Source organism: Photobacterium sp. 1_MG-2023, from assembly GCF_030547945.1.
In the GTDB taxonomy this organism is placed as follows: Bacteria; Pseudomonadota; Gammaproteobacteria; order Enterobacterales; family Vibrionaceae; genus Photobacterium.
The window spans coordinates 35,208-57,822 of the sequence record NZ_JAUORR010000012.1; the positions used below are offsets into that span (position 1 = coordinate 35,208).

At 47.0% G+C, this 22,615-nt stretch carries 26 protein-coding genes; 16 read left to right on the forward strand and 10 right to left on the reverse strand.

Features of this window, described 5'->3' with window-relative positions:
• Positions 1 to 60 precede the first annotated feature (60 nt).
• From vxrA to Q4579_RS12225, 5 genes are all read left to right on the forward strand, one after another.
• Positions 61 to 1,500: a sensor histidine kinase VxrA gene (gene vxrA, locus Q4579_RS12205; protein ID WP_303564562.1), complete on the forward strand. Its 1,440-nt coding sequence runs from the start codon at positions 61 to 63 to the stop codon at positions 1,498 to 1,500.
• Entirely contained in the window at positions 1,475 to 2,143 is a 669-nt protein-coding gene (locus Q4579_RS12210) for a response regulator transcription factor (RefSeq protein ID WP_211651737.1), read from the forward strand. Before vxrA ends, Q4579_RS12210 begins: the two co-directional genes overlap by 26 nt.
• Entirely contained in the window at positions 2,140 to 3,003 is an 864-nt protein-coding gene (locus tag Q4579_RS12215) for a DUF2861 family protein (RefSeq protein WP_303564567.1), read from the forward strand. Before Q4579_RS12210 ends, Q4579_RS12215 begins: the two co-directional genes overlap by 4 nt.
• Before the next feature lie 89 nt (positions 3,004 to 3,092).
• On the forward strand, positions 3,093 to 4,322 hold the full coding sequence (locus Q4579_RS12220; RefSeq protein ID WP_303564569.1) for an NnrS family protein: 1,230 nt from the start codon (positions 3,093 to 3,095) through the stop codon (positions 4,320 to 4,322).
• Positions 4,323 to 4,402: 80 nt separating this feature from the next.
• Positions 4,403 to 4,564, forward strand: a complete 162-nt coding sequence (locus Q4579_RS12225) for a YoaH family protein (protein WP_211651736.1) — start codon at positions 4,403 to 4,405, stop codon at positions 4,562 to 4,564.
• A 62-nt stretch (positions 4,565 to 4,626) separates the two neighbouring features.
• On the opposite strand, the gene nadE is transcribed toward Q4579_RS12225, so the two are convergent.
• Positions 4,627 to 5,472 (reverse strand): ammonia-dependent NAD(+) synthetase, encoded by an 846-nt coding sequence (gene nadE / locus Q4579_RS12230; RefSeq protein WP_303564573.1) that lies wholly within the window; start codon positions 5,470 to 5,472, stop codon positions 4,627 to 4,629.
• 183 nt (positions 5,473 to 5,655) lie between these two features.
• On the opposite strand from nadE, the gene Q4579_RS12235 reads away from it, so the two are divergent.
• Together Q4579_RS12235 and Q4579_RS12240 are read left to right on the forward strand one after the other, a co-directional pair.
• Positions 5,656 to 6,177, forward strand: a complete 522-nt coding sequence (locus Q4579_RS12235) for a nicotinate-nicotinamide nucleotide adenylyltransferase (protein WP_303564715.1) — start codon at positions 5,656 to 5,658, stop codon at positions 6,175 to 6,177.
• Positions 6,178 to 6,290: 113 nt separating this feature from the next.
• Positions 6,291 to 6,797 carry a hypothetical protein gene (locus Q4579_RS12240; RefSeq protein WP_303564575.1) on the forward strand — a complete coding sequence of 169 codons (507 nt, stop codon included), beginning with the start codon at positions 6,291 to 6,293 and terminating at the stop codon, positions 6,795 to 6,797.
• A gap of 72 nt (positions 6,798 to 6,869) precedes the next feature.
• Here the strand turns inward: Q4579_RS12240 and Q4579_RS12245 are convergent, their stop codons facing one another.
• Positions 6,870 to 7,550 carry an AraC family ligand binding domain-containing protein gene (locus Q4579_RS12245; RefSeq protein ID WP_303564578.1) on the reverse strand — a complete coding sequence of 227 codons (681 nt, stop codon included), beginning with the start codon at positions 7,548 to 7,550 and terminating at the stop codon, positions 6,870 to 6,872.
• 192 nt (positions 7,551 to 7,742) lie between these two features.
• On the opposite strand from Q4579_RS12245, the gene Q4579_RS12250 reads away from it, so the two are divergent.
• Positions 7,743 to 8,855 carry a 1-acyl-sn-glycerol-3-phosphate acyltransferase gene (locus Q4579_RS12250; RefSeq protein WP_303564581.1) on the forward strand — a complete coding sequence of 371 codons (1,113 nt, stop codon included), beginning with the start codon at positions 7,743 to 7,745 and terminating at the stop codon, positions 8,853 to 8,855.
• Positions 8,856 to 8,893: 38 nt separating this feature from the next.
• Here Q4579_RS12250 and Q4579_RS12255 read toward each other — a convergent pair whose 3' ends face one another.
• From Q4579_RS12255 to rpoS, 4 genes are all read right to left on the reverse strand, one after another.
• Positions 8,894 to 9,445 (reverse strand): OmpA family protein, encoded by a 552-nt coding sequence (locus tag Q4579_RS12255; RefSeq protein WP_303564583.1) that lies wholly within the window; start codon positions 9,443 to 9,445, stop codon positions 8,894 to 8,896.
• 65 nt (positions 9,446 to 9,510) lie between these two features.
• The gene (locus Q4579_RS12260) at positions 9,511 to 10,443 is read right to left on the reverse strand and encodes a LysR family transcriptional regulator (RefSeq protein ID WP_303564585.1); all 933 of its coding nucleotides are present in this window, start codon (positions 10,441 to 10,443) and stop codon (positions 9,511 to 9,513) included.
• 280 nt (positions 10,444 to 10,723) lie between these two features.
• Complete coding sequence (locus Q4579_RS12265; protein WP_303564587.1) at positions 10,724 to 11,248, reverse strand: DUF1439 domain-containing protein; 525 nt, start codon at positions 11,246 to 11,248, stop codon at positions 10,724 to 10,726.
• A gap of 192 nt (positions 11,249 to 11,440) precedes the next feature.
• A complete protein-coding gene (rpoS, locus tag Q4579_RS12270) occupies positions 11,441 to 12,316 on the reverse strand; it encodes an RNA polymerase sigma factor RpoS (RefSeq protein WP_303564589.1) in 876 nt (291 codons plus the stop codon).
• 391 nt (positions 12,317 to 12,707) lie between these two features.
• Here rpoS and Q4579_RS12275 point away from each other — a divergent pair, with 391 nt between their 5' ends.
• Together Q4579_RS12275 and cutA are read left to right on the forward strand one after the other, a co-directional pair.
• A complete protein-coding gene (locus tag Q4579_RS12275; protein WP_303564591.1) occupies positions 12,708 to 13,334 on the forward strand; it encodes a LysE family translocator in 627 nt (208 codons plus the stop codon).
• Positions 13,335 to 13,350: 16 nt separating this feature from the next.
• Positions 13,351 to 13,683 carry a divalent-cation tolerance protein CutA gene (cutA, locus tag Q4579_RS12280; protein WP_303564594.1) on the forward strand — a complete coding sequence of 111 codons (333 nt, stop codon included), beginning with the start codon at positions 13,351 to 13,353 and terminating at the stop codon, positions 13,681 to 13,683.
• Between the two features lies 1 nt (position 13,684).
• Here the strand turns inward: cutA and Q4579_RS12285 are convergent, their stop codons facing one another.
• Positions 13,685 to 15,328: an electron transfer flavoprotein-ubiquinone oxidoreductase gene (locus tag Q4579_RS12285; RefSeq protein ID WP_303564598.1), complete on the reverse strand. Its 1,644-nt coding sequence runs from the start codon at positions 15,326 to 15,328 to the stop codon at positions 13,685 to 13,687.
• 178 nt (positions 15,329 to 15,506) lie between these two features.
• Here Q4579_RS12285 and Q4579_RS12290 point away from each other — a divergent pair, with 178 nt between their 5' ends.
• Positions 15,507 to 16,259, forward strand: coding sequence for an electron transfer flavoprotein subunit beta/FixA family protein (locus tag Q4579_RS12290; RefSeq protein ID WP_303564600.1), 753 nt, complete (start codon positions 15,507 to 15,509; stop codon positions 16,257 to 16,259).
• Positions 16,256 to 17,185 (forward strand): electron transfer flavoprotein subunit alpha/FixB family protein, encoded by a 930-nt coding sequence (locus tag Q4579_RS12295; RefSeq protein ID WP_303564602.1) that lies wholly within the window; start codon positions 16,256 to 16,258, stop codon positions 17,183 to 17,185. The genes Q4579_RS12290 and Q4579_RS12295 overlap by 4 nt, the downstream gene beginning before the upstream one ends.
• Positions 17,186 to 17,240: 55 nt before the next feature.
• On the opposite strand, the gene Q4579_RS12300 is transcribed toward Q4579_RS12295, so the two are convergent.
• Positions 17,241 to 17,648: an SPOR domain-containing protein gene (locus tag Q4579_RS12300; RefSeq protein ID WP_303564605.1), complete on the reverse strand. Its 408-nt coding sequence runs from the start codon at positions 17,646 to 17,648 to the stop codon at positions 17,241 to 17,243.
• A gap of 235 nt (positions 17,649 to 17,883) precedes the next feature.
• Between Q4579_RS12300 and Q4579_RS12305 the strand changes: the two genes are divergently transcribed.
• The 4 genes from Q4579_RS12305 to Q4579_RS12320 all read left to right on the forward strand — a co-directional run bounded on the left by Q4579_RS12305 (position 17,884) and on the right by Q4579_RS12320 (position 20,719).
• Complete coding sequence (locus tag Q4579_RS12305) at positions 17,884 to 18,564, forward strand: 4'-phosphopantetheinyl transferase (protein WP_303564608.1); 681 nt, start codon at positions 17,884 to 17,886, stop codon at positions 18,562 to 18,564.
• Positions 18,565 to 18,697: 133 nt separating this feature from the next.
• Positions 18,698 to 19,084, forward strand: a complete 387-nt coding sequence (locus tag Q4579_RS12310; RefSeq protein WP_211651721.1) for a LexA family transcriptional regulator — start codon at positions 18,698 to 18,700, stop codon at positions 19,082 to 19,084.
• Positions 19,084 to 20,388 (forward strand): Y-family DNA polymerase, encoded by a 1,305-nt coding sequence (locus Q4579_RS12315; RefSeq protein WP_303564612.1) that lies wholly within the window; start codon positions 19,084 to 19,086, stop codon positions 20,386 to 20,388. The genes Q4579_RS12310 and Q4579_RS12315 overlap by 1 nt, the downstream gene beginning before the upstream one ends.
• 124 nt (positions 20,389 to 20,512) lie before the next feature.
• Positions 20,513 to 20,719 carry a hypothetical protein gene (locus Q4579_RS12320; RefSeq protein WP_303564614.1) on the forward strand — a complete coding sequence of 69 codons (207 nt, stop codon included), beginning with the start codon at positions 20,513 to 20,515 and terminating at the stop codon, positions 20,717 to 20,719.
• A gap of 101 nt (positions 20,720 to 20,820) precedes the next feature.
• On the opposite strand, the gene Q4579_RS12325 is transcribed toward Q4579_RS12320, so the two are convergent.
• Complete coding sequence (locus tag Q4579_RS12325; protein WP_303564615.1) at positions 20,821 to 21,267, reverse strand: helix-turn-helix domain-containing protein; 447 nt, start codon at positions 21,265 to 21,267, stop codon at positions 20,821 to 20,823.
• A gap of 396 nt (positions 21,268 to 21,663) precedes the next feature.
• Positions 21,664 to 22,380, reverse strand: a complete 717-nt coding sequence (locus tag Q4579_RS12330; RefSeq protein WP_303564616.1) for a hypothetical protein — start codon at positions 22,378 to 22,380, stop codon at positions 21,664 to 21,666.
• Between the last annotated feature and the right edge of the window lie 235 nt (positions 22,381 to 22,615).

Genomic DNA, 22,615 nt, shown 5'->3' on the forward strand with positions numbered 1-22,615 from the left:
AGCTGATCTCATGACAATTTTCTGACAAACCTGAACCGCTCGGTGGTAAACTTTCGCGCTATGAAAAAGTATGTGCTGATGATTTCTCTTTTATTTTCTGGCTGCCTCCATGCGGAGTCGGACAGCTTGCCTGATCGCATGGCAGCTGCCCGGGCAGAATTGCTTTCCAGCCAGCCATTAGCCACGTACGATTTCCGACAACTACAAAGCCGGTACCCAACACCACTCTTATTACCATCCAGCCTTTTGCCGCAGTCTGCGAAATATCCTTTGGCTGCATTACGTCGTTTGTATCAAAATGCTGAGACTTGTAAGGGGCCCTGGCCAGTGAGTCCGCTGGTGACACATCCCGTTGTTTTTACGCGGGCAATGTGTAACAACACTGTATTGCCAAGAGGCTGGTTTGTGCGTTCCGGTTATATTCATCCGGGCGGTGGGAGTTATGCAGCCCGGTACCTGGAGAAGTTTCCAAACCGGAAGAATGAGTTGTCCAATTATCTGCATATTCAGGAAAGGGAGCTGGCAGCAACAGATACCGTGCTTGGACGCTTACAGCGAATGAGCAGTGAGGAAATCCGGGTATTCATTGCAGGCGCAGAGGCGTTCATTTCGAACGGGGAGCTCTGGGTTCGCAATGGCAACGAATATTTTATTTATGATCAGCCGACCTGGGCTCAGGCGCTTGCTCAACATGATTTACACTTTACACGTTTGATTGCGACAGAATTTTGTCTGGTAAAAAGTGGTAATATCTGCTGGCAGGAAGAAGATAAATCTCATCTGACAACTTACCTGCTGGCAGGCTTGTTGGTAGTGAATATCGGATTGCTGATGGGCTGGGTGATGTATCGCTGGCGGATCCGCCGCCGCGCGATGCAGGAACGAATGCTGGTTTTACAAATTCTGACGCATGAGCTTCGCACACCAATCGCGAGCTTGAGCATGACGGTCGAAGGATTTCGTCGTCACTTTGATGCTTTGCCAGAAACCCTATATGATGAGTTCAGACGACTCACGGAAGATTCCCGACGCCTGAGACAACTGGCAGAAGCGAGTAAGGATTATTTACAGGCGAATCATCAGGAACTCAGTATCCAAGAGGTTGAATCTTATAATGAATGGATTGAGTTTATCGCTGAGCCCTATGATGTTTCATTGATACTCCCTGAGGATCGTGTGGTCAATGTGAACATGTACTGGCTTGGAACCTGTATTGATAACCTGCTGTCCAACGCTCATAAATACGGCAAAGCACCGATTGAATTAACTTCATCGTTCAATGATGGAAAACTGATTGTCACCGTGAAGGATCAGGGAAATTTAGGTAGTAAAGATTGGGCTCGACTGAGGAAACCTTTCGTCAGTGAAAAGGGACTCGGATTAGGACTGACAATCGTTGAATCGATGATCCGTCGAATGGGTGGGCGGATGAAATTGATAGGTCCGCCAACCACTTTTATTTTGGAGATACCGTGTGAATCAAACTCTGCTACTGGTTGAAGATGACCGCAACCTTGCTGATGGTTTGCTCGAATGTTTGAAAGAAGCAGGCTACGAATGTCTGTATGCTGACTGTGCAACCAATGTCGCGCCACTCTGGCCAAATGCTGATCTTGTTGTTTTGGATCGCCAGCTTCCTGAGGGTGACTCGCTGACTTATCTGGACAACTGGCTCAAGCTGAAATCGGTTCCTGTGATTTTGCTGACTGCGATGGTTTCTGTGAATGACAAGGTGATCGGATTGGACTCAGGTGCGAAGGATTACCTGACCAAACCATTTGCGGAAGAAGAGCTGCTCGCGCGTATCCGTGTGCATTTGCGCAATGGAGAGTCTGAACCGCAAAACGCGAATATCATTTCGATTGGCGAAACACTGATTAACCTTGAAAGCCGTGAGGTAAAGCAAAAGGGCGAATCCGTCACGCTCACAAGAACTGAGTTTGAATTGCTGGTCTTCCTGGCCAAAAACTCAGGGCGTGTGTTTACACGCGATGAGCTGCTGGACCAGGTCTGGGGTTATAACCATTACCCGACGACCCGGACGGTCGATACGCATATTTTGCAGTTACGTCAGAAACTGCCGGGTATTGAAATCGAAACGCTCCGTGGCGTGGGTTACCGGATGAAAGCGCCGCAAGAATGAAGTCGTTGTGGTATTCCTCCGTTGTCGGTGCTGTCGCCTGGATGTTAATGACGCCACAGGCTGCTGCAAAGTGGTTTGTGGGCAAAGACTTATATACGGTTGCTCATCAGCGGCTGCTGGAAGGGAATACAACCGCCAGTTTTGAAACCATGGTTCAAGCCTGGCAGCAAGGTGCGACAGATGAACAACAAGCGAATTTGAATGCGCTGCTGGAACTCGCGATTACGGAAGACTGCGGGTTCAGCCTCAAGCAACGGAGCCTGCCTGAATGGCTGTCAAAGGTTGCGATTCGCCGGGAAGTCATTCAGAACCTGAATCAAGTGCTGCTTCGGTTGTCTGTGACAGGGATGACGCAGGAAAAGCAGGTGAATATTGAATTCACCCGCTGGCCGGATAGCGGTTTCAATCTGCCGGCCCCTGTCATGTCTGACAACGGGATGTTTGTTTCTGAATCTCGCCGCCTGGATGAACCTTTAGCGGCTGGTCTGTATCAGTTGAAAATTTCTGCCGATCAGGAGAAAAGTTGGAGTTCCTGGGTGATTCTGACCAAACCGGATCCGAAACAGAAAATTGGCTGGAAAGACAGTAAAAACTGGCGGATAGAACGTGAGGTTTTACCGAATACAGCCTGCCCATCGCCAGTCTTGTCGATGAGTTTGTTTGATCTGAACGATACCACCTGGACGCCGATCTGGACGCAGGATGTCGATGGCAAACTGCCGACAAGCCTTCCTTCGATTGATGTGCCTGATGGCCGTTACTGGTTGAGTGTCGGTCTGGTTGAAAGTCGTTGGCAAGGCGACATCTCGATCTTGGATATTCAGCGGATCACTCGTCCCGTCGATTACCCGGATTATTAGCGCGACACGGCTCATTTGATGAAGAATCAGGACAATGTCGTCCTGATTCTTGTCTGACATCAATACCAGTGAAGCATTGTTTTCCTATCATGATGATTTCACATCTCAGTCAGTGTGGCTTTATGCAAATCATCGATAAATCTGCTGCTCTTCGTATCCCGCCATTCTTTCGGTTAGCCTTTCGGCCATTTTTCCTCTCTGCCAGTCTCTTTTCTGTCCTTGCGATGGTGGTGTGGGCTGCATTCTGGTCGGGCAAGACATTCGTCCCCCTCTATGGGAATCCGGTGTGGTGGCATGCCCATGAAATGCTGATCGGATTTACCGGCGCAATCATCGTCGGGTTTCTGCTGACAGCAGTACAAAATTGGACGGGGATTCCCGGGGTTCATGGCTGGAAACTGGCGTCTGTTTTCAGTGGCTGGTTGATCGCGAGAGTAATGCTGCTGCTGTCTCATCCGCATTGGCTCTGGATGATTGCCGACCAACTTTGGATCGTGCTGGCGATCGTGTTTCTGGCCGTTCCGATTCTGAAGCAAAAACAATGGCGGAACCTCTTTTTCGTCCCTCTGCTGGCCTTGTTGATTGCCCTGAATCTCATGATGCATTTTGCAGTTTTGGGTTGGAGTTCCACAGATTTCAGCGTGGTTTCGCGACAGTTAACACTGCTGATCGCTGTGATCATGATTGTGATGGGTGGGCGGGTCATTCCGTTTTTTACCGCAAGAGGCACACAAACCGAGCCGATCACACGGGTTCCCTGGCGGGAGTTTCTGGCTTTGATTCCGGCCTGGGGAGCACTCATTGCAGGTCTTTTGGGTCAGTCTGTGGTACCGGCTGTATGGTTTGGCTGGATCTGTATGGTGGCTGCCATTGCACAGATACCGCGGGTGATTCGCTGGCGCACGCTTCAGACCTTCAAAGAGCCACTGCTCTGGTTGCTTCACTTCGCGTATTACAGCACAATTCTCGGGCTTTTTCTGATCGGGCTGTCATCTGTTGAGCCGCAATATGTCAGCGATAGTGTTGCTTTACATGTTTTGACCGTTGGCGGTATCGGCGGCATGATTCTGGCGATGATTGTCCGAGTGTCTCTGGGGCATACGGGGCGAAAACTTCAAACCGGGTTGATGATCCGCGTTGCATTTATCACGCTGATCATCGCGATGTGTTTCAGAACGATCGTGATTATCTTCATGCCTGGCATGATGATCCATGCTTTTGTTCTTTCCGCGATCTTATGGGCTGTGGCTTATGGAATATTCGTGCTTTGTTTCTGGCGTGTCTTAACCCGGGCCCGTCTAGACGGAAATCCCGGCTAGCTGGACACAGATTGTCGATGACAGTCTCTGTCAGAGTCGATAGAATGTCGTTCCTTTCAATGTGAGCGACAGGAGTCGTAATGTTTGGTGACTCATCTATTTCTCTGACCCATGAAGAACAGCAAAAAGCGGCAGAACGAATTCATGAGCTGATGGCACAGGGCATCAGCAGCGGTGAAGCAATCCGGGTGATTGCAGAACAGATTCGTCAGGAAAAGAGTGGCGACAAAGACGCTGAATGATCAAAGAAAGGGCTTGAATACAAGCCCTTTTTGATCTCGGTGTTCATTGGAATTGTTCACAGTTAGTGTGACAGATCTTCATCGTAAATCGTTGGGATTGGACGACGCTTGTGTTGTGTCGCCTGATAAATCCCAATCAGTTTTTCTGTTACATGGTCACTGACCGGTTTCCCTTCAAGAAAATCATCGATCTCGTCGTAAGTCAGCTGTAAGGCTTCTTCATCGGTTTTCTGTGGTGTCAGACATTCCAGGTCCGCCGTTGGAACCTTGTGAACCAGTGACTCGGGCGCACCCAGGTAATCCGCTAGCTGACGGACCTGACGTTTGCTCAGGCCAAAGAGTGGGGCGAGGTCGCAAGCGCCGTCTCCCCATTTGGTATAGAAACCTGTGATATTTTCAGCGGAATGGTCTGTCCCTAACACCAAACCGTTGACTAACCCTGCGATCTCGTACTGGGCAATCATTCTTGTCCGTGCTTTGACATTACCTTTCACGAAATCTACTTTACTGTCGTCTTCAGGAATCAGTGCAGTATGGGCTAAAGCGTTCAGTGTTTCTGCATGTGTGCCGTCTGCACCTGGCTTGATATTGACGGAAACGGAATGTGTTGGCTGGATGAAACGAAGGGCGAGTTGCGCTTCTTCTTCATCTTGCTGAACACCATAAGGCAAGCGGACCGCAATGAACTGGTAATTTTTGCTTTGTGTTTCTTCGTTCAGACCATTGATGGCGAGCTGCGCTAGACGACCGCAGGTTGTGGAGTCGACGCCGCCACTAATCCCCAGGACCAGGTTCTTGCATCGGGCTTGCTTGAGTTTTTGTTGAATGAAGGCAACGCGGCGCTGAACCTCAAACTCGGCATCAATGACCGGTAGAACCTGCATTTCTGCACGGATAAGCTGTTCCATGACATGAATCCTCTTCGCTTCGGCCACTTTCTGAACAGTCAGTGTAAAAAAGTGGTGAGAGCGTAAAATAATATTAACCCTTTGATGAAATCATGCGATAACTCTAGCGTTGGATCAATGATGAATCGTGAAGAAAATGGTATTTTTTCTTTCATTCACCGAGGTAAAAGAGGTAATCGAGATATGGCAAAAAAAATTGCGGTGTTTGGCAGTGCATTTAATCCGCCCAGTTTAGGCCACCGATCCATTTTGGAACGATTATCGCATTTTGATCAGGTTTTATTATTACCCAGTTATGCGCATGCGTGGGGTAAAAATATGCTTGATTATGAGTCTCGTTGCAATATGGTGAATGCTTTTATCTCTGATTTGTCTTTACCTAATTTATCGCTGAGCCGTCTGGAAGAAGAGATTGCTTTAAAAGATCAACCCGTCACAACCTATGATGTGTTGAATACGCTGCAAAAGACTGATCCTGAAGTGGAGCTGACTTTTGTCATTGGCCCGGATAATTTTCTCAGTTTTTCAAAGTTTTACCGGGCGAATGAAATCCTCGCGAAATGGCAGGTATTGGCATGCCCCGAAACGGTGCCGATTCGAAGTACAACTATTCGTGATAATATTGTCAAAAATAGGCCGATTTCACACTTAACAACGCCAGGTGTCGTTAAAATAATTCACTGCGAGCGTTTTTATGCGCATTAATTTGGTTAAAAATAAATCAATTTATTTTTTCTGTCGCCTTCACATTCTGGGTTAGACAACAATATTGAGGGTGATTTGTGGCCGCTTATCGTCGGAAATTTCATGACGCTCTATTGCATATAGGGCTACTGTTTTTTTCGCTTTCTGCAAATGCGTTACCTTGCCATTATTACAGCCAGAATCAGTTAAAATCGATGCCCGAAGATGAGCGCGGTGCCTATTTACTGACGTGTGTTCATCCAATGGACGCAGGCAAAGGTGCTGCTGCGTCAACGCAGGCAAGAATGGCTGGTGCAGATCGCATGCGTTGGGACATTGAACATGAGGTGATTCAGCGATCCTTTTGGGATGACTGGCAAGCACAAAACGGTGACCCGTTACTGAAAGACAACTCGTCCTCGGCTTTTTATGGCCTGGGGCTGTGGATGCCGAAGAAGTATGAAGATCTGGATATTCTTACCTTTGAAGATGCTAAAGAGTGGGTCAGAAAACATGGCCTTCTGATGAGTGTTGGTTTGGGTGCAAATGATGGTGCTTCAGCGAAGTATCGTCTGGATTACATGTGGCATGAAGATGAGCAGGATGGTGTGATGTTTCAGATTGAAATTCCGATACAGTAAACACCGTTTTTGACAGAAAGCCCCCGAGTTCAGTAAGAAAGTCGGGGGCTTTCGCGATATGGAGCAAAAAAATCAGAATTGCTTGCCTGTCAGGGTTTGGCCTAACGCCTGAAGATGGTCTAATTGGCAATGCAGTGTTTTGGCTATTTGCTCTGCTTTTCTGCCCGAGCGGGAAAGTTTCAGGGCTTCCCGGACCAACAGACAAGCTTCCAGTTCATTCGCACTGATCCCCAGTACAGACTCAATGGCAGACAGTGAATCCTTGCTGGGCGGCTGCGTGCTTTCCAGCAATGCGGCGAGTGATGATTGCTGCTGGCGTGTTAATGCCGGGCAAATTTGCTGTGTCGACGGCTTGAAAACAGTCAACTGATCCGCGACGACCGCCAAAACGCGGCTTTCAGAACTATGCTTGCTTTGAACAGGCAGTCTTGATAGTCGGTTTAACTCATCAAGCAATGCCTGAAGAAGGGGGCTAACGGTGATAAATCCGGCTTGTTCTGGGTAGGGCAGTGTCAGTCTGGCTGAGAAGTCAATTCTGTGGTACCGACACCCCGGCAGGACAGTCAGAGCATGCAGGCAATCAAACGGAAGCCAGAAGCCAGTGCCTTGTGTGAGGGCAAATTCATGTTTACCGAGGCGTAACAGTGCAACACCGTGTTGGATGGCGATCAGATAAGCTGTGACATTTTTTTTCCGAGCGCCGACAAACAGCTGAGAAGGTTCGTGCTGTGTATATTCAATAGCCTGATTCATGGGGTACCTCTGATAAAAGCCTGCACATAGTCTTCGGTTTTATCTTTCGGGTCAAGAACCAGAGATGAACTGCAGGCGAGAGAGATTTCGATTGGTCAGACCTCCAACCATCTGAGTGTTTGTGGCTGATCATTGGGTAAACCAACAATTCTGCGTAGAATAGCGTGGTTTTAAACGAGATGAAGCAAAATAGTGCAAACAAATAACGATATTTATAAAGACATTCGCCCGTACAATGATGATGAAGTCAGTGAGGCGATTCAGCGATTGATCAATGATGATGAGTTCATTAACGCCATTCTGAATTACCGTTTTCCGCAGTTGTCGGGCGTATTTGGTTGGCTGTTGCGTCCATTGATTCAGCGTTTTCTTGTCCGGAAATGGTCAAGTGTTAAGACGGTTGAAGATGTTCAGTTACAGGTTGCGAAGTATATGGCGGCGACCATCGAACACTCCTGTGACGGTGTCACACATTCTGGTTTGGATAAACTGGACCCAAATCAGGCTTATCTGTTCATTTCAAACCATCGTGATATTGCGATGGATCCGGCTATGGTGAACTGGTGTCTGTACCACAATGGCATGAATACAGTTCGTATCGCGATTGGTGACAATTTGCTGAAGAAGCCTTGTGCGACTGAGCTGATGCGTCTGAATAAGAGTTTTATTGTCAAACGGTCTGTAAAAGCGCCTCGTGAAATGATGAAGGCGCTCGGTTTGCTGTCGGACTACATTGCAAATTCCATTGAAACCGGCCATTCCATCTGGATTGCACAGAAGGAAGGACGTGCGAAAGATGGCAACGATAAAACAGATCCGGCATTGCTGAAAATGTTTTACATGGAAGGCCGGAAGCGGAAGCAGTCTTTCGGAGAGTTCATGAGCCAACTGCATATTGTGCCGGTGGCGATTGCTTACGAGAATGATCCCTGTGATTTGGCGAAAGCCAAAGAGCTGGATGCGAAACGCACCACGGGCATGTATGAAAAAGGTGAGTTTGAGGACATTGAAAGTATCGTTCAGGGAATCGTGGGCGAGAAGCGCAGAGTGCACGTTAGCTTTGGTGATGTGATTACCCAGCCGTTTGAATCACCAGAAGAATTGGCTGAAGAAATCGATCGTCAGATTACGGATATTTACCATCTTTTCCCGGCCAACTTGATTGCTGCCGGTGTGGCTGATGATTCTGTGTCTGCGGATGAAAAAGATAGATTTAACGCGAAACTGGCTTCTCAGCCTGAGGGAGTCGCTGACATTATTCGCCAGATGTACGCATTCCCAGCGTTGAAAAAGTCACAATCCTGATTGGTTGTTGCTCAGACAATCAACGTATTGCTTTGTGGTCAGAACGGATTGCTATCTGTCGATGCATCCAGAGTTCTGACCACAGTCTCCGGCGAAATCAGCTCAACGCGGCTGTTCGATCCCGAGGAAGCCGGGTCGCCCTGGCCCTGCGCGACAACTTGTATTCTTTCTTCTTCAATGCCAAATACTGAAGCGATGTAGATGGCGACGGAAAACGCACGTTCATAAGACAATGCCATATTGTCTTCTTCGTTATCACTTTCAGAACTGTGCCCGATAATGATGACATTACTGTCTGGATGGCGTCTCAACCGGACTGCAATCGGATCGATTTTTAACTGTTCAGACTGGGTAATCTCAAAACTGCCTGAGTCGAAGTAGATGGTCTCCCGAGCCTCGGGGATTTCTGCCAGGATGACCTGAGGTGGCGGCGGTGGTTCTGTCGTCTCAACTTCTGCGGCTGGTGTGGTCGCTTCTGCTTCAGGTGGCGCTTCTTCCTGTTGTGTTGCACAGCCGATGAAAAGGAACAGCAACATCATGATGAAGATGTTGCGAAGCAATGTTTGTAATCGACAACGATCTGAAAACATGGTCGGGCACCTGACTGAACTTCCTATAGGTGTAGAACAGTCCGCCCGAATCCACAACTGCAGAACTAAGACGCAACAGATGCTTTTGTGCTTGGTTGAAAAGGATGGCTCGACATCCAGTTCGCCATGAAGTCTATAAATGCGCGGACCTTGGGCGCCAGATATTTGTGACGTGGGTAAACAGCATACATCGGCAAGGCGAGCTCTGGTTTCCAGTCCGGCATGAGCTGAATCAGTTGATCTGTCTCAAGCTCATCATGAATGAGATAGGTGGCCAGATAGGCAATGCCGGCGCCTGCCTTTGTGGCTTCCAGCACAGCCGGTGCGTTGTTGATGCGATAACTGCCCGCAACACGGACCGATTCTCGCCCACCGTCTTTCATAAAATCCCACTGAACATATTTTCGTTCACGGCTTTCATAGGTGATACAGTTGTGCTTGCGCAGATCTGCCGGCGTTTCTGGATGGCCGTAGCGTGCAATGTAGTCCGGGGAAGCAACAACCATGAACTCACAGTCCACTAGTTTTTTGGCAACCATACCTTCCGGAGGATGCTCGTGAATCGCCAACCAGCAATCAAACCCTTCTTCAAGCAAGTTCGGGCGGTGATCGAACAGACTGATTTCCAGTTCAAGATCCGGATTTGCTTTCTGAAACGCGACCATGGCGGGTGTGATATTGGTATTGCCAAAGGATTGTGCAACGCCAATACGTAATACCCCTTTGATTTCATTGCGGTAACCCGCCACCATGGCTTCTGCTTCTTTCACCGTATCCAGCAGTTGCTGGCCGAACTCGGCATATTGCTGGCCGATGTCAGTGAGGGCGACAGTCCGTGTACTACGCTGAACGAGTTGACAGCCCAGTCTTTCTTCGAGGAAGCGAATCTGTTTGCTGACCTGGGACTTGGAGATTCCCAGGCGTTCTGCTGCTCGGGTAAAGTTCTGCTCGTGGCTGACGGAGGCCAGAATGACCATTTGTTGTAAGTTATCCAGCATGAAAACGATCCTGAAAATGGACTCATGCGCATTCAAATGAGGGGTGCGCTTGTAAAAAATTGACTTGATTGTTTTCTAGTGTAAACAATCAAGCTGTTTTTCGGTAGCAATACTTCGCGCTTCCTTGTTGAATCACGTGATGAACTTTTGAACAGGATGGAAAAAAGAGAAAGCAAACGAAGAACTCTTTAACGCACTATAACTTTATTTATATGGTCCTAAAAAATGGTATTGTGCAGGGATAAACGAACACAACACCATCTCCTTAAACATCAGCTCATCAGATTTGAATCACCAAGGCATGGTTCTTGATTTTGAGCTCAGGACGGGCTGTCTTCAACAGAGATTGTTTCAAGTCATCTTCCTGAAGTTTGTAGACAGGAATTTTTAATAAGTACTGGCCAACGATCTCAATGAGTGGAGCAAGTACCTGGCTGCTGGAGAAAGGACCCAGTGTGTTGGGGGAAATGTCCAGAGATTCAACCTTCAGGTTGTTCAGGTAAACAGCACCTTCACTTTTGTCGTAGTAGGGGATCGCACTAAAGTTGACGTGAATGGCAACTTTCTGCTGTGGCTGTCCTTTGATACTGATATCTGCTTTGGATTTTGCTTCCAGGTTGATGCGATCTGTGTCTGCACGACCAATACCAACTTTGATGTCGTTGAAGAGAACATGGGCTTGTGCAAAGCCACCGAAGCCAACTTTTTGTTCCACTCTGGCATTTTTATCCAGGTAGTTTTGGACTTCTTGCTCTGTAATGCTGTAACTGGCACAAGAGGACAGTAAGACGACAGAAGTTATCAATAAAAGTTTTCTGAGAATCATGTTTACTTCACTGCTGTAATACAAAAGGGATACCCCAAATTATGGGTAAGATAATGGGGCCTGCCAAGCATCTTAAAACGACGCGTTGATAGGATGTCAGCACTGCGTGAAAAGCGCAAAGAAAAGCCTGACAAAATTTGCCAGGCTTTCGGGATCTTGCAACGAATCGCGTTAAGCGGTTTCGGAAAACAAGATTTCCAGGCTATAGTTTTCGCGCTGCAACGCATTCTTCAGCTTGTTGAGCGAGCTGACTTGCAGCTGGCGAATCCGTTCACGCGTCAGGCCAACTTCTTCCGCAACCTCCTGAAGGGTTTGAGCCTCGTATCCCAGCAGGCCAAAACGACGACAAAGGATTTCTCTGTCTCTTTCGTTCAGGGTTTTCAGCATGGTGACCGCCAGTGCATGAATATCTGACTGATCCAGTGAGGTATCAGGTGACGTGATATTCGTATCTGCGATAAAAGAAGCAATTGAATTCGAATTACTGTCATCTGACAAAGATTGGTCAATAGAAACAACAGGGGTGTCGTATGACAGAACTTCAGAAATCTCTTCAACGGATTTCTGCATTTTCTCAGCAACCTGTTCATGCGTGGGTTCCTGATTACTGTTTTTCATCAATTGCTTATGTGTTCTCAGAATCGTATTGATTTCTTTTGACACGTGCACTGGCAGGCGAATAGTACGAGCCTGATTATGGATTGCACGCTCAATGGTTTGCTTAATCCACCACGTGGCATAAGTTGAGAAACGGAACCCTCTTTCCGGATCAAACTTTTCAACTGCGGTGATGAGGCCAATGTTTCCTTCATCAATCAGATCGCTGAGTTGCATCGTGCTACCGCGATACTTTTTGGCGATACTGACGACAAGGCGCAAATTACTTTCGATCATGACTGCTTTCGCAATTGGATCACCCGCCAGACTTTTACGGCTGTACTGGATCTCCTCTTCTTTAGTCAGTAATGATTTGTGAGAAATTTCCTGCAAATACAAATGAATTACATCAGTATCAAAGCTACTTACTTCCTGTGTATTGACATCCATATCGGGTCCCCTCTACAAGATTTGAGCAAGTTTACTAATTGTTGGTTTGTTAGTTGTGGAGCTTCTTGTTGCAGTACTTTGAAACACTAACACACAGATCGCACACAATCTATTCACAGGAAGTACAAAATTGCTGTAAAGGTATACTTATTTGTTATTAGTGCCGGCAAAAAAAACAGCTTTAGTTCTTATGTGGAATAATTTCAAGCCTTAAAAGTATGCTGTGTGTTATTGCTTTCAGGATGAGACGCTTTCTGCTTGATTTTTTCTGGCGAATGATGCTCTATAATTCGTGTTTTCTTAAGATTCTCCGCGCTTTCATCCGGGATGTTTTTGGAAGTCCTGAACATCAGCCTTATTGAGAATGCTTATCATAAAAGTGAGGAATGAAATGGATTTACAAACTTTATTCTTATTCGCATTAGCCTCTATCAGCTTAAATTTAGTCCCAGGGCCAGATGTGATTTACATTGTTTCAAACGCGATGCGGGGCAAAATGCGCTCTGGCATCCAAGCCGCACTCGGGCTGGGCGTCGGGTACATGGGGCACACCTTTGCTGCTGTACTCGGTCTTTCAGCACTTATTCTGAATTCTGCACTTTTATTTAGTGTTGTGAAATATTTAGGTGCGGCGTATCTCCTTTATTTAGGTATTTCTTCAATAAGAAATAGTTTGAATGGAAAAAGCCGTCTGATTGCTGCGGAATCTATCAGCCAGAGTTCGAATGTTTTTAAACAGGGCGTAATTGTCAGCATTTTAAATCCGAAGGTTGGTTTATTTTTCTTGTCCTTTTTACCACAGTTTATTGATGTGCAAGCTGGCAATGTGACGATGCAACTGATGATTTTAGGGTGTGTATTCAGTGTACTGGCCACTGTAATTAACCTGTTGTATGCCATGTTAGGTAGTTTTGTGTTCGGGAACCCCAAAATGTCGGGTTATACCAAAGCGATTGAAGGTGTATCGGGTGGGCTTCTGGTTGCACTGGGTGCAAAAATTGCGCTGACGCAACGCTAAAGTTTGGGGAATAGTGATGTCGAAAGAATCCTGTTGTGTTGTCTTAACGACGTTTACAGATGAAATTGTGGGCGAGCGATTAATTCATTCTTTATTAAATCAGAAGCTGGCTGCCTGTATCCAGGTTCAGTCGATTGACAGCTTTTACCATTGGAAGGGGCAGGTGCAGTCTGATCGGGAAAAGCTGGTCGTCATCAAAACAACCCGCGATAAGTATCCAGCGGTTGAAACAGATATTCTGGCGAATCATCACTATGAGACACCAGAAATCATCTGCTTACCGGTTGAAGCTGGTTATCATGCTTATCTGGATTGGATTCGACAGGAAACCCAATCCGGCACTCAATAAGCTACATTGAGGAATAGTTGGGGCCGCTGCCACCTTCCGGCGGCGTCCATTGTATGTTCTGCGACGGATCTTTAATGTCGCAGGTTTTGCAGTGAATACAGTTCCCGGCGTTGATTTGAAAAAACGGCCCGTCTTTCTTCTGAACAATCTCATAAACACCAGCCGGGCAGTAACGCTGGCTGGGCTCATCATAAAGCGATAAATGTGTGCTCGTTGGGATTTGCGCATCTTTCAGCTGTAAATGACAGGGCTGATTTTCTTCATGTTTGATTGTCGACAGAAAGACCGATGAAGCCCGATCAAAACTCAATTGGCCATCGGGTTTGGGGTAGTTTAGGGGCTTTACCTGATCGATTGTTTTTAACTGCAGATGATCCGGTTGATGATCTTTGACAGACCAGAGCGGCTTTTTCAGAACATTAAACTCCAGCGTTGCTAAAGCACCGCCCAGCACCGATCCAAATTTATGGATTGCCGCCCCGAAATTCCGGGCCTGATACAGCTCTTCCTGCAACCACGAAGCCTGAAACCGGGCTTGGTAGTCAGGTATCGAGTGGGCATGACCAGCAGTCAGCGCTTCAAAAATGGCTTCAGCGGCCAGCATGCCGGATTTCATAGCGGTGTGAGACCCTTTAATTTTTGCACCATTTAAAGTCCCCGCATCGCATCCTACCAGCAGCCCGCCAGGAAAACTCTGCTGCGGAAGCGAATGATATCCGCCTTTCGTGATGACTCTGGCACCATACGCAATGCGTTCTCCTCCCTGAAGAATAGAGGCAAATCGGGGATGATGTTTCATCTGTTGAAATTCATCAAAAGGGCTGAGGTAGGGGTGGCTGTAATTCAGGTCAATCACAAGGCCAACGGACACGAGATTTTCTCCGAAATGATACAGAAACCCACCACCGGATGTTCCGGTCTGACTCAACGGCCAGCCGGTTGAATGTAAAACGAGCCCCGGCTGATGTTGCTGTGCAGGGACTTGCCAGAGCTCTTTAAAGCCAATTGCATAGTGTTGTGGTTGTTTGTTTTCATCCAGCTTGAAATACTCGATCAGGGCTTTTCCTAAATGGCCCCGAGCCCCTTCGGCAAAGATGGTGTATTTCGCTTCAAGAATAATGCCGGGTTGAAATCCCTGTTTTTCTTGCCCTTGTTTATCACGACCCATATCTGTCGTAATCACACCTGCGACAGCCTGTTGCTCATTGAAGTACAGTTCGGCTGCAGCGAATCCGGGGAAAATGGCGACACCCAACGCTTCGGCTTGTTGCGCCAGCCAGCGGCAGAGTTCTCCTAAGCTGATAATATAATTGCCCTGATTATGCAGGGGAGCGGGAACGAATGCGGCAGGCATTTTGATCTGATTGTACTCGTTGGTCAGCCAGTAGAACTGATCATCCGAGACGGCTGTATTTAACGGTGCGCCTCGCTCAGACCAGTCGGGGAACAGTTCGTCCAGTGCTCTTGGCTCAAACAAAGCGCCAGACAGAATATGCGAACCCACTTCTGCGCCTTTTTCAATCACACAGACTGAAATTTCCTGTTGATGTTCTGCGGCCAGCTGCATCAGTTTACAGGCTGAGGCCAAGCCTGCCGGTCCTGCACCGACAATGACAACATCAAATGCCATACTTTCCCGTTCCATCCCAACTCCCTGATTTACGCAATGTTATGAATAACTGTAGTCCAGTTGACGTAAACGTAAACCCGAACCACACTCATTTGAAACGAAGAGAACGGTCTGATCGGGATGGATAGATGGAATTTGTATCCGCGTTCAGCTGTGGTTTTGATAAAACATCATGATTTACAAGGAGTTGCTTGTGAAGGTCTTGGTTGCAATTAAACGGGTCATTGACCCTTATGTGAAAATTCGGGTGAAATCAGATGGCTCTGGCGTAGAGCAGAATAACGTAAAAATGGCGATGAACCCATTTTGTGAAATCGCTGTTGAAGAAGCAGTTCGCTTGAAGGAAGCGGGAATCGTTTCTGAAATTGTTGTGATGTCTGCTGGAGAAGCTGTGTGTCAGGAACAGTTACGCACGGCGCTTGCTCTAGGTGCGGACCGCGCGATTCACGTTGATGCACCAGCTTCCATCGAGCCGCTGAATGTCGCGAAAATTATTCATGCTGTCATGAATACAGAATCGCCGGAACTCGTGCTACTGGGAAAACAGTCGATTGATTCAGATAATAATCAGGTGGCACAAATGCTGGCAGGTTTGGCTCATTTGCCGCAGGGAACATTTGCGTCGAACCTGAAAATATCGGATGGCCATGCAGAAGTTGTCCGAGAAGTCGATGGTGGTCTTGAAACGTTAAAACTGAAATTGCCAGCAGTGATCAGTACCGATCTCCGGCTGAATGAACCGCGTTATGCTTCACTGCCAAACATCATGAAAGCCAAGCAAAAACTAATGGCTGTAATGACGCTGGAAGATTTAAGTGTGACGTTGTCACCTCATCATGAAGTGCTTGAAGTTATCGCACCACCTGCCCGAAAAGGGGGAATCAAAGTCAGTTCTGTCAGTGAGCTGGTCGACAAACTCAAACATGAAGCGAAGGTGATCTCATGAGTGTTTTGATTATTGCGGAACATCATCAGCAAATACTGGCACCCGAGACTGCCAAAGTAATCGCGGCCAGTCAGGCGATGACCGGAGAATGCCATGTTTTAGTGGTCGGGCACCAATGTCAGTCTGTCGCAGATGCCGTGAGCCATTTTGAGGGCGTGAACAAAGTCATTCTGGTTGATCACCCGGTTTACCAGCATTGCCTGGCAGAAAATGTGTCTGAATTCGTGGCAGAGCTTGCTGCGGATTATTCTCATATCTTGATGGCGGCCACAACTTCTGGAAAGAATACTCTTCCCCGGATCGCGGGTTTACTTGGCGTGGGTGTGCTTTCTGACGTAATCAGTATTGAGTCACCCGACACGGTTATCCGGCCAATTTATGCAGGCAATGCACTCGCAAAAGTGAAATCTTCCGACGCTAAAATCCTGATGACGATTCGCGCTTCTGCATTCGATGCTGTTACTCATACGGCGCATCCAGCGGAAATCACCGCTCTCGACAAAGTGATTGAAAACCCGCTTTCTGAGTATCTTGGTCAGGAGGTGACTGAAAGTGACCGGCCAGAACTCCCGGTTGCAAGAGTGGTTGTGTCCGGAGGTCGGGGGTTGGGTGATAAAGCGCACTTTGCACTGATTGAGCAACTGGCGGACAAACTGGGTGGTGCGGTGGGGGCTTCCCGTGCTGCAGTTGATGCCGGCTTTGTTTCTAATGATCTTCAGGTTGGGCAAACCGGGAAAATCGTTGCGCCAGAGCTTTATATTGCGGTGGGGATTTCCGGGGCCATTCAGCATTTAGCTGGCATGAAAGATGCGAAAGTTATTGTTGCGATTAATCAGGATCCGGAAGCGCCAATCTTTGAGATTGCCGACTATGGATTAGTGGGAGATTTATTTGAGATCTTGCCTGAATTGATTGAGTCCGTCTGATATCGTCACCCTAAAAATACGCCCGGTCTTTTCAGAACCGGGCGTATTTTTGCGATTAACGCATACGAAAAACTTCGGTTTGCTTATCGTTCTGCACTTCAGCGAAGCTACGAACAAATGGCCCTTGCGCTTTGATCCGTGGCGAAAGCATCTGAACGCGCTGTTTTGCTTCTTGTTTCGTCGCAAAATCGCCGTAAATCACGGCATACCAGCTTTTACCCAAGCTGTGCTTCCAGTTCACCCAGATTGGGTCTTGGCCTGGAATCTCACGTAGATAACCTCGAATATCACGCTCTTCGCTTAAAGCCAGTACCTGAATGGTATAGCGATTCGGATCTAAGTGTCCGTAAGCTTCTTCTGTGGTCATTTTCCCAACGCATTGCCCGGTGTGGTATTGCGGGGCAGGCTGTAACGCACAACCACTCAGCACAGACAACGCTAAAATCATCATGATTTTTCGCATTCTAATTCTTCTCCAATTCCAGTCCCTGTCACCAACAGGCGGCCAGTCTAACAGGAAGATAAACACGAAAATGGAGAAAACCCTAAATTAGGGGAGAGTTTGGTGTTTTTTACACCAATAATGCATCAGATAATCAATGAACGACTTAATTTCAAGGTGATGGTATTTCTGAATCGCCAATGGCAAGATGCGCGTTAAGGAATTGATTTATATCGTGCCATCTGAGGAAAAGTAAATGGATTTTATCTCTGATGCTAAGTTTTTAGCCATCGGCCCTGAATATGTTTATATGCGAGAATTTGACCAAAAACGTTATCGAACATCAGATTTTGCCGATGCCGGCATTCACATGCCGGAAACAATCCAGCGATCAGTACCCAAACGGCAAGCAGAGTTCCTTGCCGGACGGATTGCTGCGCGAGATGCCCTGCAAGCCATGGGGATTGAAGCGGATAAACAGATTCCAATCGGAGAGCAACGCGCGCCCGTTTGGCCACAGCATGTGGTCGGCGCGATTTCTCATACCGACACCATGGCAATCGCGCTGACCAAACCTAAAACAGACGGGCAAATCGTTGGGCTGGACTTGGAAAAGTTAATTGATGCCGCTCATTGCCGTTCACTGGAAAATATGTTGCTGACGCCCAAAGAGATGCACCGTTTAGCCGTTCTGGATGCGCCTGCTGCCGTTCAGCTGACCCTGACATTTTCTGCCAAAGAAAGTTTATTCAAAGCCATCTACCCTGAAGTTCGTCAGTATCTGGATTTTCTCGATTCCGAAGTGGTTGCTGTCGATACGGCTGCGCAAATCATCAGTCTTCGGATGACCCGGGCAGTCGGTCAAACCCAGTTCCGCTCTCAATATGATGTGCACTTTCGCCGCTTCGACAATCAAATTGCAACCTTGCTGATTTAGTTCATTCGTTACTTTTGAAGTGTATTCAGCGGATTACATTTTTTCTGGCTTTTCTTGCCACGATTCTCTATTCCTGAGCAGAGGATGAGATTATACTGTTCGTATGTACAGTATTTAAGGGTAGGGAGGCACAATGGCAGTATTACCTCTATTCATCGAACCGGTGCGTTGTGGCTTTCCGTCTCCGGCTGAAGGGCATGAAGAATCACTGGAACTGACTGAGTATTTGATTCGGCACCCTAATGCCACTTTTGTGCTCAGAGCCGCTGGCGATTCAATGACAGGCGCTGGTATTTATGATGGTGATTTATTGATCGTCGACCGTGCAGAAGCGGTATTGCCAGGTCGAATCGTCATTGCTCGGATTCATGATGAATTTACCTGTAAGCGACTGATCCGAAGAAATAATACATGGTGGTTGAAAGCTGAAAACGCCAGCATGGCACCGTTTCCAATGCCAGAAGACTCTGAAATTTTTGGTGTCGTCACACGCAATATTCATAATCTTCTGGAGCGCTGATGGATACGGTCAAACCGGGAAAACAGGGCCAGATCTGGGCACTGGTTGATGCTAAAAGTTTTTATACGGCTTGTGAACAACTCTTCGATCCTCAGTTAGCTAACAAACCCGTTGTTGTGCTTTCTAATAACGATGGCTGCTGCGTCGCAATCAACGAGCAGGCGAAAGCACTTGGGATCAAGCGCGGCGCGGTCTGGTATAAAATTGAACGGGAAGCAAAACGACTGGGTGTGGCAGTACGCAGCTCAAACTACACACTCTATGCAGACATGAGTAAAAGATTCATCGATGAGCTGGCCGAGTTTTCACCTCAGGTTGAACAATATTCGATTGATGAAGCCTTCATCCGATTAGATGGACTGGCACCTGAAACCCTCACAAATTATGGCAACAATATCGTGAATACGATTCAGACCCGACTTGGACTGAGAGTACGCGTGGGGATCGGGACCTCTCCGACCCTGGCTAAATTAGCCAATCATGCGGCAAAGCAGTTTGAAAGACGCGTCAATGGTGTGATTCATATCCAAACGGAACAACAACGCCGCTGGCTGCTGGAAAGGACAGATATCCAGGATATCTGGGGCATTGGTGCCCGATTGGCAACCCGTTTAAAAACAAGTCAAATTCACACTGCCTGGGAACTTGCCAGCCAGGATTCCGCTGCCATGCGACGCTTATGGAATGTTGGTTTGTCTCGGACAGTGATGGAACTGCAAGGTACTGCGTGCATTGAGCCGGGAGACGTTGATGAAATCAGAAAGCAAATCATGTCGACTCGCAGTTTTGGCGTTGGGATCAAGGACCTTCAGGAACTTCAGTCCGCACTCGCTTTTCATTGCCACCGCGCAGGAGAAAAGCTGAGAAAACAGGGGAGTCAGGCGGCAATTGTTGGGGTATATATTCGGACGAACCGTTTTAAACAGCTCCCGCAACATAACAAAAGCAGTGCTGCTGCGTTAATCTGTCCAACGCAAGACACTCAAAAATTGATCATTTCTGCCCAATCACAACTTGAAAAGATTTACCGGCCGGGCTATTCCTATCAAAAGATAGGTGTGATGTTGGATGAACTCAGCCCGGTGAGCGAAAACAAACTTCAGCTGGATATGTTTAACGGAGAAGCGCTCGCTGAAGCCAAGCGTCGGGATCTGATGAGCATCACCGATAATCTGAACGTCCGCTATAAGAACGGACTAAAACCTGCATCCGTGATTGCAACATCGAATTGGCACATGCGACAGGCGTTTCGCTCCAATCGATGGACAACAAGAATCGATGAACTGCAAATCGCAAAATGCTGAGAAAGAGAGTGATCGGTTTCAACAAATCAGGGAGAAATTTTATCGTTTTCCGAACCACTGACATAGCTTTTGAGTGGTGTTGTAGGCATACCGTAAATATGACAACAGAATAGGGAAGCAAGCGATGAAGAATTTTTATGTGAATGATCATGCACAAAATTCTGGTGAGCACGAAGTGCATCAGGATGGCTGTACCCATCTGCCTAAATTAGAAAACCGAACCTACCTGGGGCTCTATCCAGATTGTGATGAAGCCTTGAAAGAAGCACGAAACATCTATCCGCATGTTGATGGTTGTTATTATTGTTGTAACGCTTGCCATAATGGTTGATGAATGAAAGCCCGCAATCTTGAAGTGACCCCCAATAGTTGGACACCAATTATTGGGGTCTTTTATGTCCAAATTTTGCCGCGAGTTGAAGTGCGCCATTGCTAAGCAGTGCTTGAGTGGTGTGTCATCCCGTCTTTTACCCAAGCAACAACGACGATGACGAGGCTGGTCTTGCGTTTGGCATGGGGAATCCAAAGACCGTCAGCGATCATCCATTGGCGCAGGGTTTCAACGGAAACATGGATGTCATGATCCTCAGAGAGTTTTTCATGAGCCAATGACGGACCGAAGTCGCTGTATCGCTGATGGAGCAAAGCCAATGTCTGAAATTTTAATTTATCATCATGGCGATGATTGCCTGGTTGGCCACATTTTAATGAAACCAAACCAGAAGCACCTAATTCAATGAAGCGTTTGACCAAACGATAAACTTGGCGCGGGCTCAGTTTAAGTAAGCGGGCAGCCTCAACACCGGTGAGCCGTTTGTCACAGATGTCTTGGATGAGCTTGATTCTCAATAATTCACTGTCAGTCATGGTTAACAGCATCCACGGGCTCCAAACACGGTTAAAGAAAGCGTGTTTGGAAGCTAGAACAGCATGACATTTCAATCTGGCTCAAACCTGACATTTCTAACTAGATCTTACAGTACAGTACGCATAACATAGATTATGTTAAATGATGTGTAATGGATAAGATTCATAAAACAGAGAAATACAGACTGAAAGGTGAAATTCACAGCCCGGGATCTGACAATCCCGAAGGTGGTAGAGTCCAACGACAATTGGCGCTTAATCATGAGTAATCAGAAGAAATTGAGGAAGAGAAGTTAAGGATAGTATCTCTGGTTCTTGAATAGGCATACCCAATATAAAACAATAGCTTGAATCGTATTGAGTGTCTTTTTTATGCAAAAAGCCCCATCTGCGGGGCTTTTTTTCTTGTTAATTGATGGGGGCATATCCCCAAACGAATGAGCTACTGCGGCCAATAACGCCAGCAACGTAAGTATTGCCGTCATGGGGAACCGTCAGTAAAACACCATCATCATAAGTACCATTAAAATCTGGATCTGTGCATTGAACTGCTTCGGCAGCAGTGACAGCAAAGTAACTATTATTTCGCGCAATATTGCCGGAAATAGTACAAATGCCGTTTACCGTGAAAGAGCCGTCCGCATTGATTGTCCATGTGCTGCCGTCGTCTGGGTTGGTATGAGTACCGACAATGGCAGAAAGTGATAATGAGTCTTCAGCTTTCTGCATCGTGTAGTTCAGACCTTCACCAACAAGTGTTGAACGTAGATTTACTGATGTCCCGTCAAAGGTAGCAGTCATCTTTACGTTAGGATCATAATCAATGCCAGCACCATTTGAAGAAATGGTTAAACCGGTTGTATTCATGGTATTCCCAACAGTTGTCGCTGAATCAACCAGCAGAACGGCATCATTTAAAAAGTCACCAGCGACAATATTTGTGTCCTTGCGCTGGGAATCGACAACAATCAATGCTAAGTCTGTTTGATGGACATAGATTCCATCATATTTAAAAGAACTGGACTTAGACTCGCCACTTACACTGACATCGTCCCCACTCTCTCCGCCTCCGCAAGCTGTTAAAACCATTGTTGATAGAATGCTTGCAGCGATATACTTATTCATGCGTATTCTCCTTTTTGCATAAACGCGCAGCAATTCTAATGCGATAATTAGCTTTGCCAACCTAAATATCTGTTTTTGTGACACAAAAAAGCCCCGAAATCCGGGGCTTCAATTTAACCATAACGTTTATTTACCATAAAATAGGTAATTAACACTTCATTGAAGTTCTGCAGCAAATGGTCAGTTTGCCTGGTTCTTCAAAGACTGTGTAATTACCTGAAACAAACGAACGTCA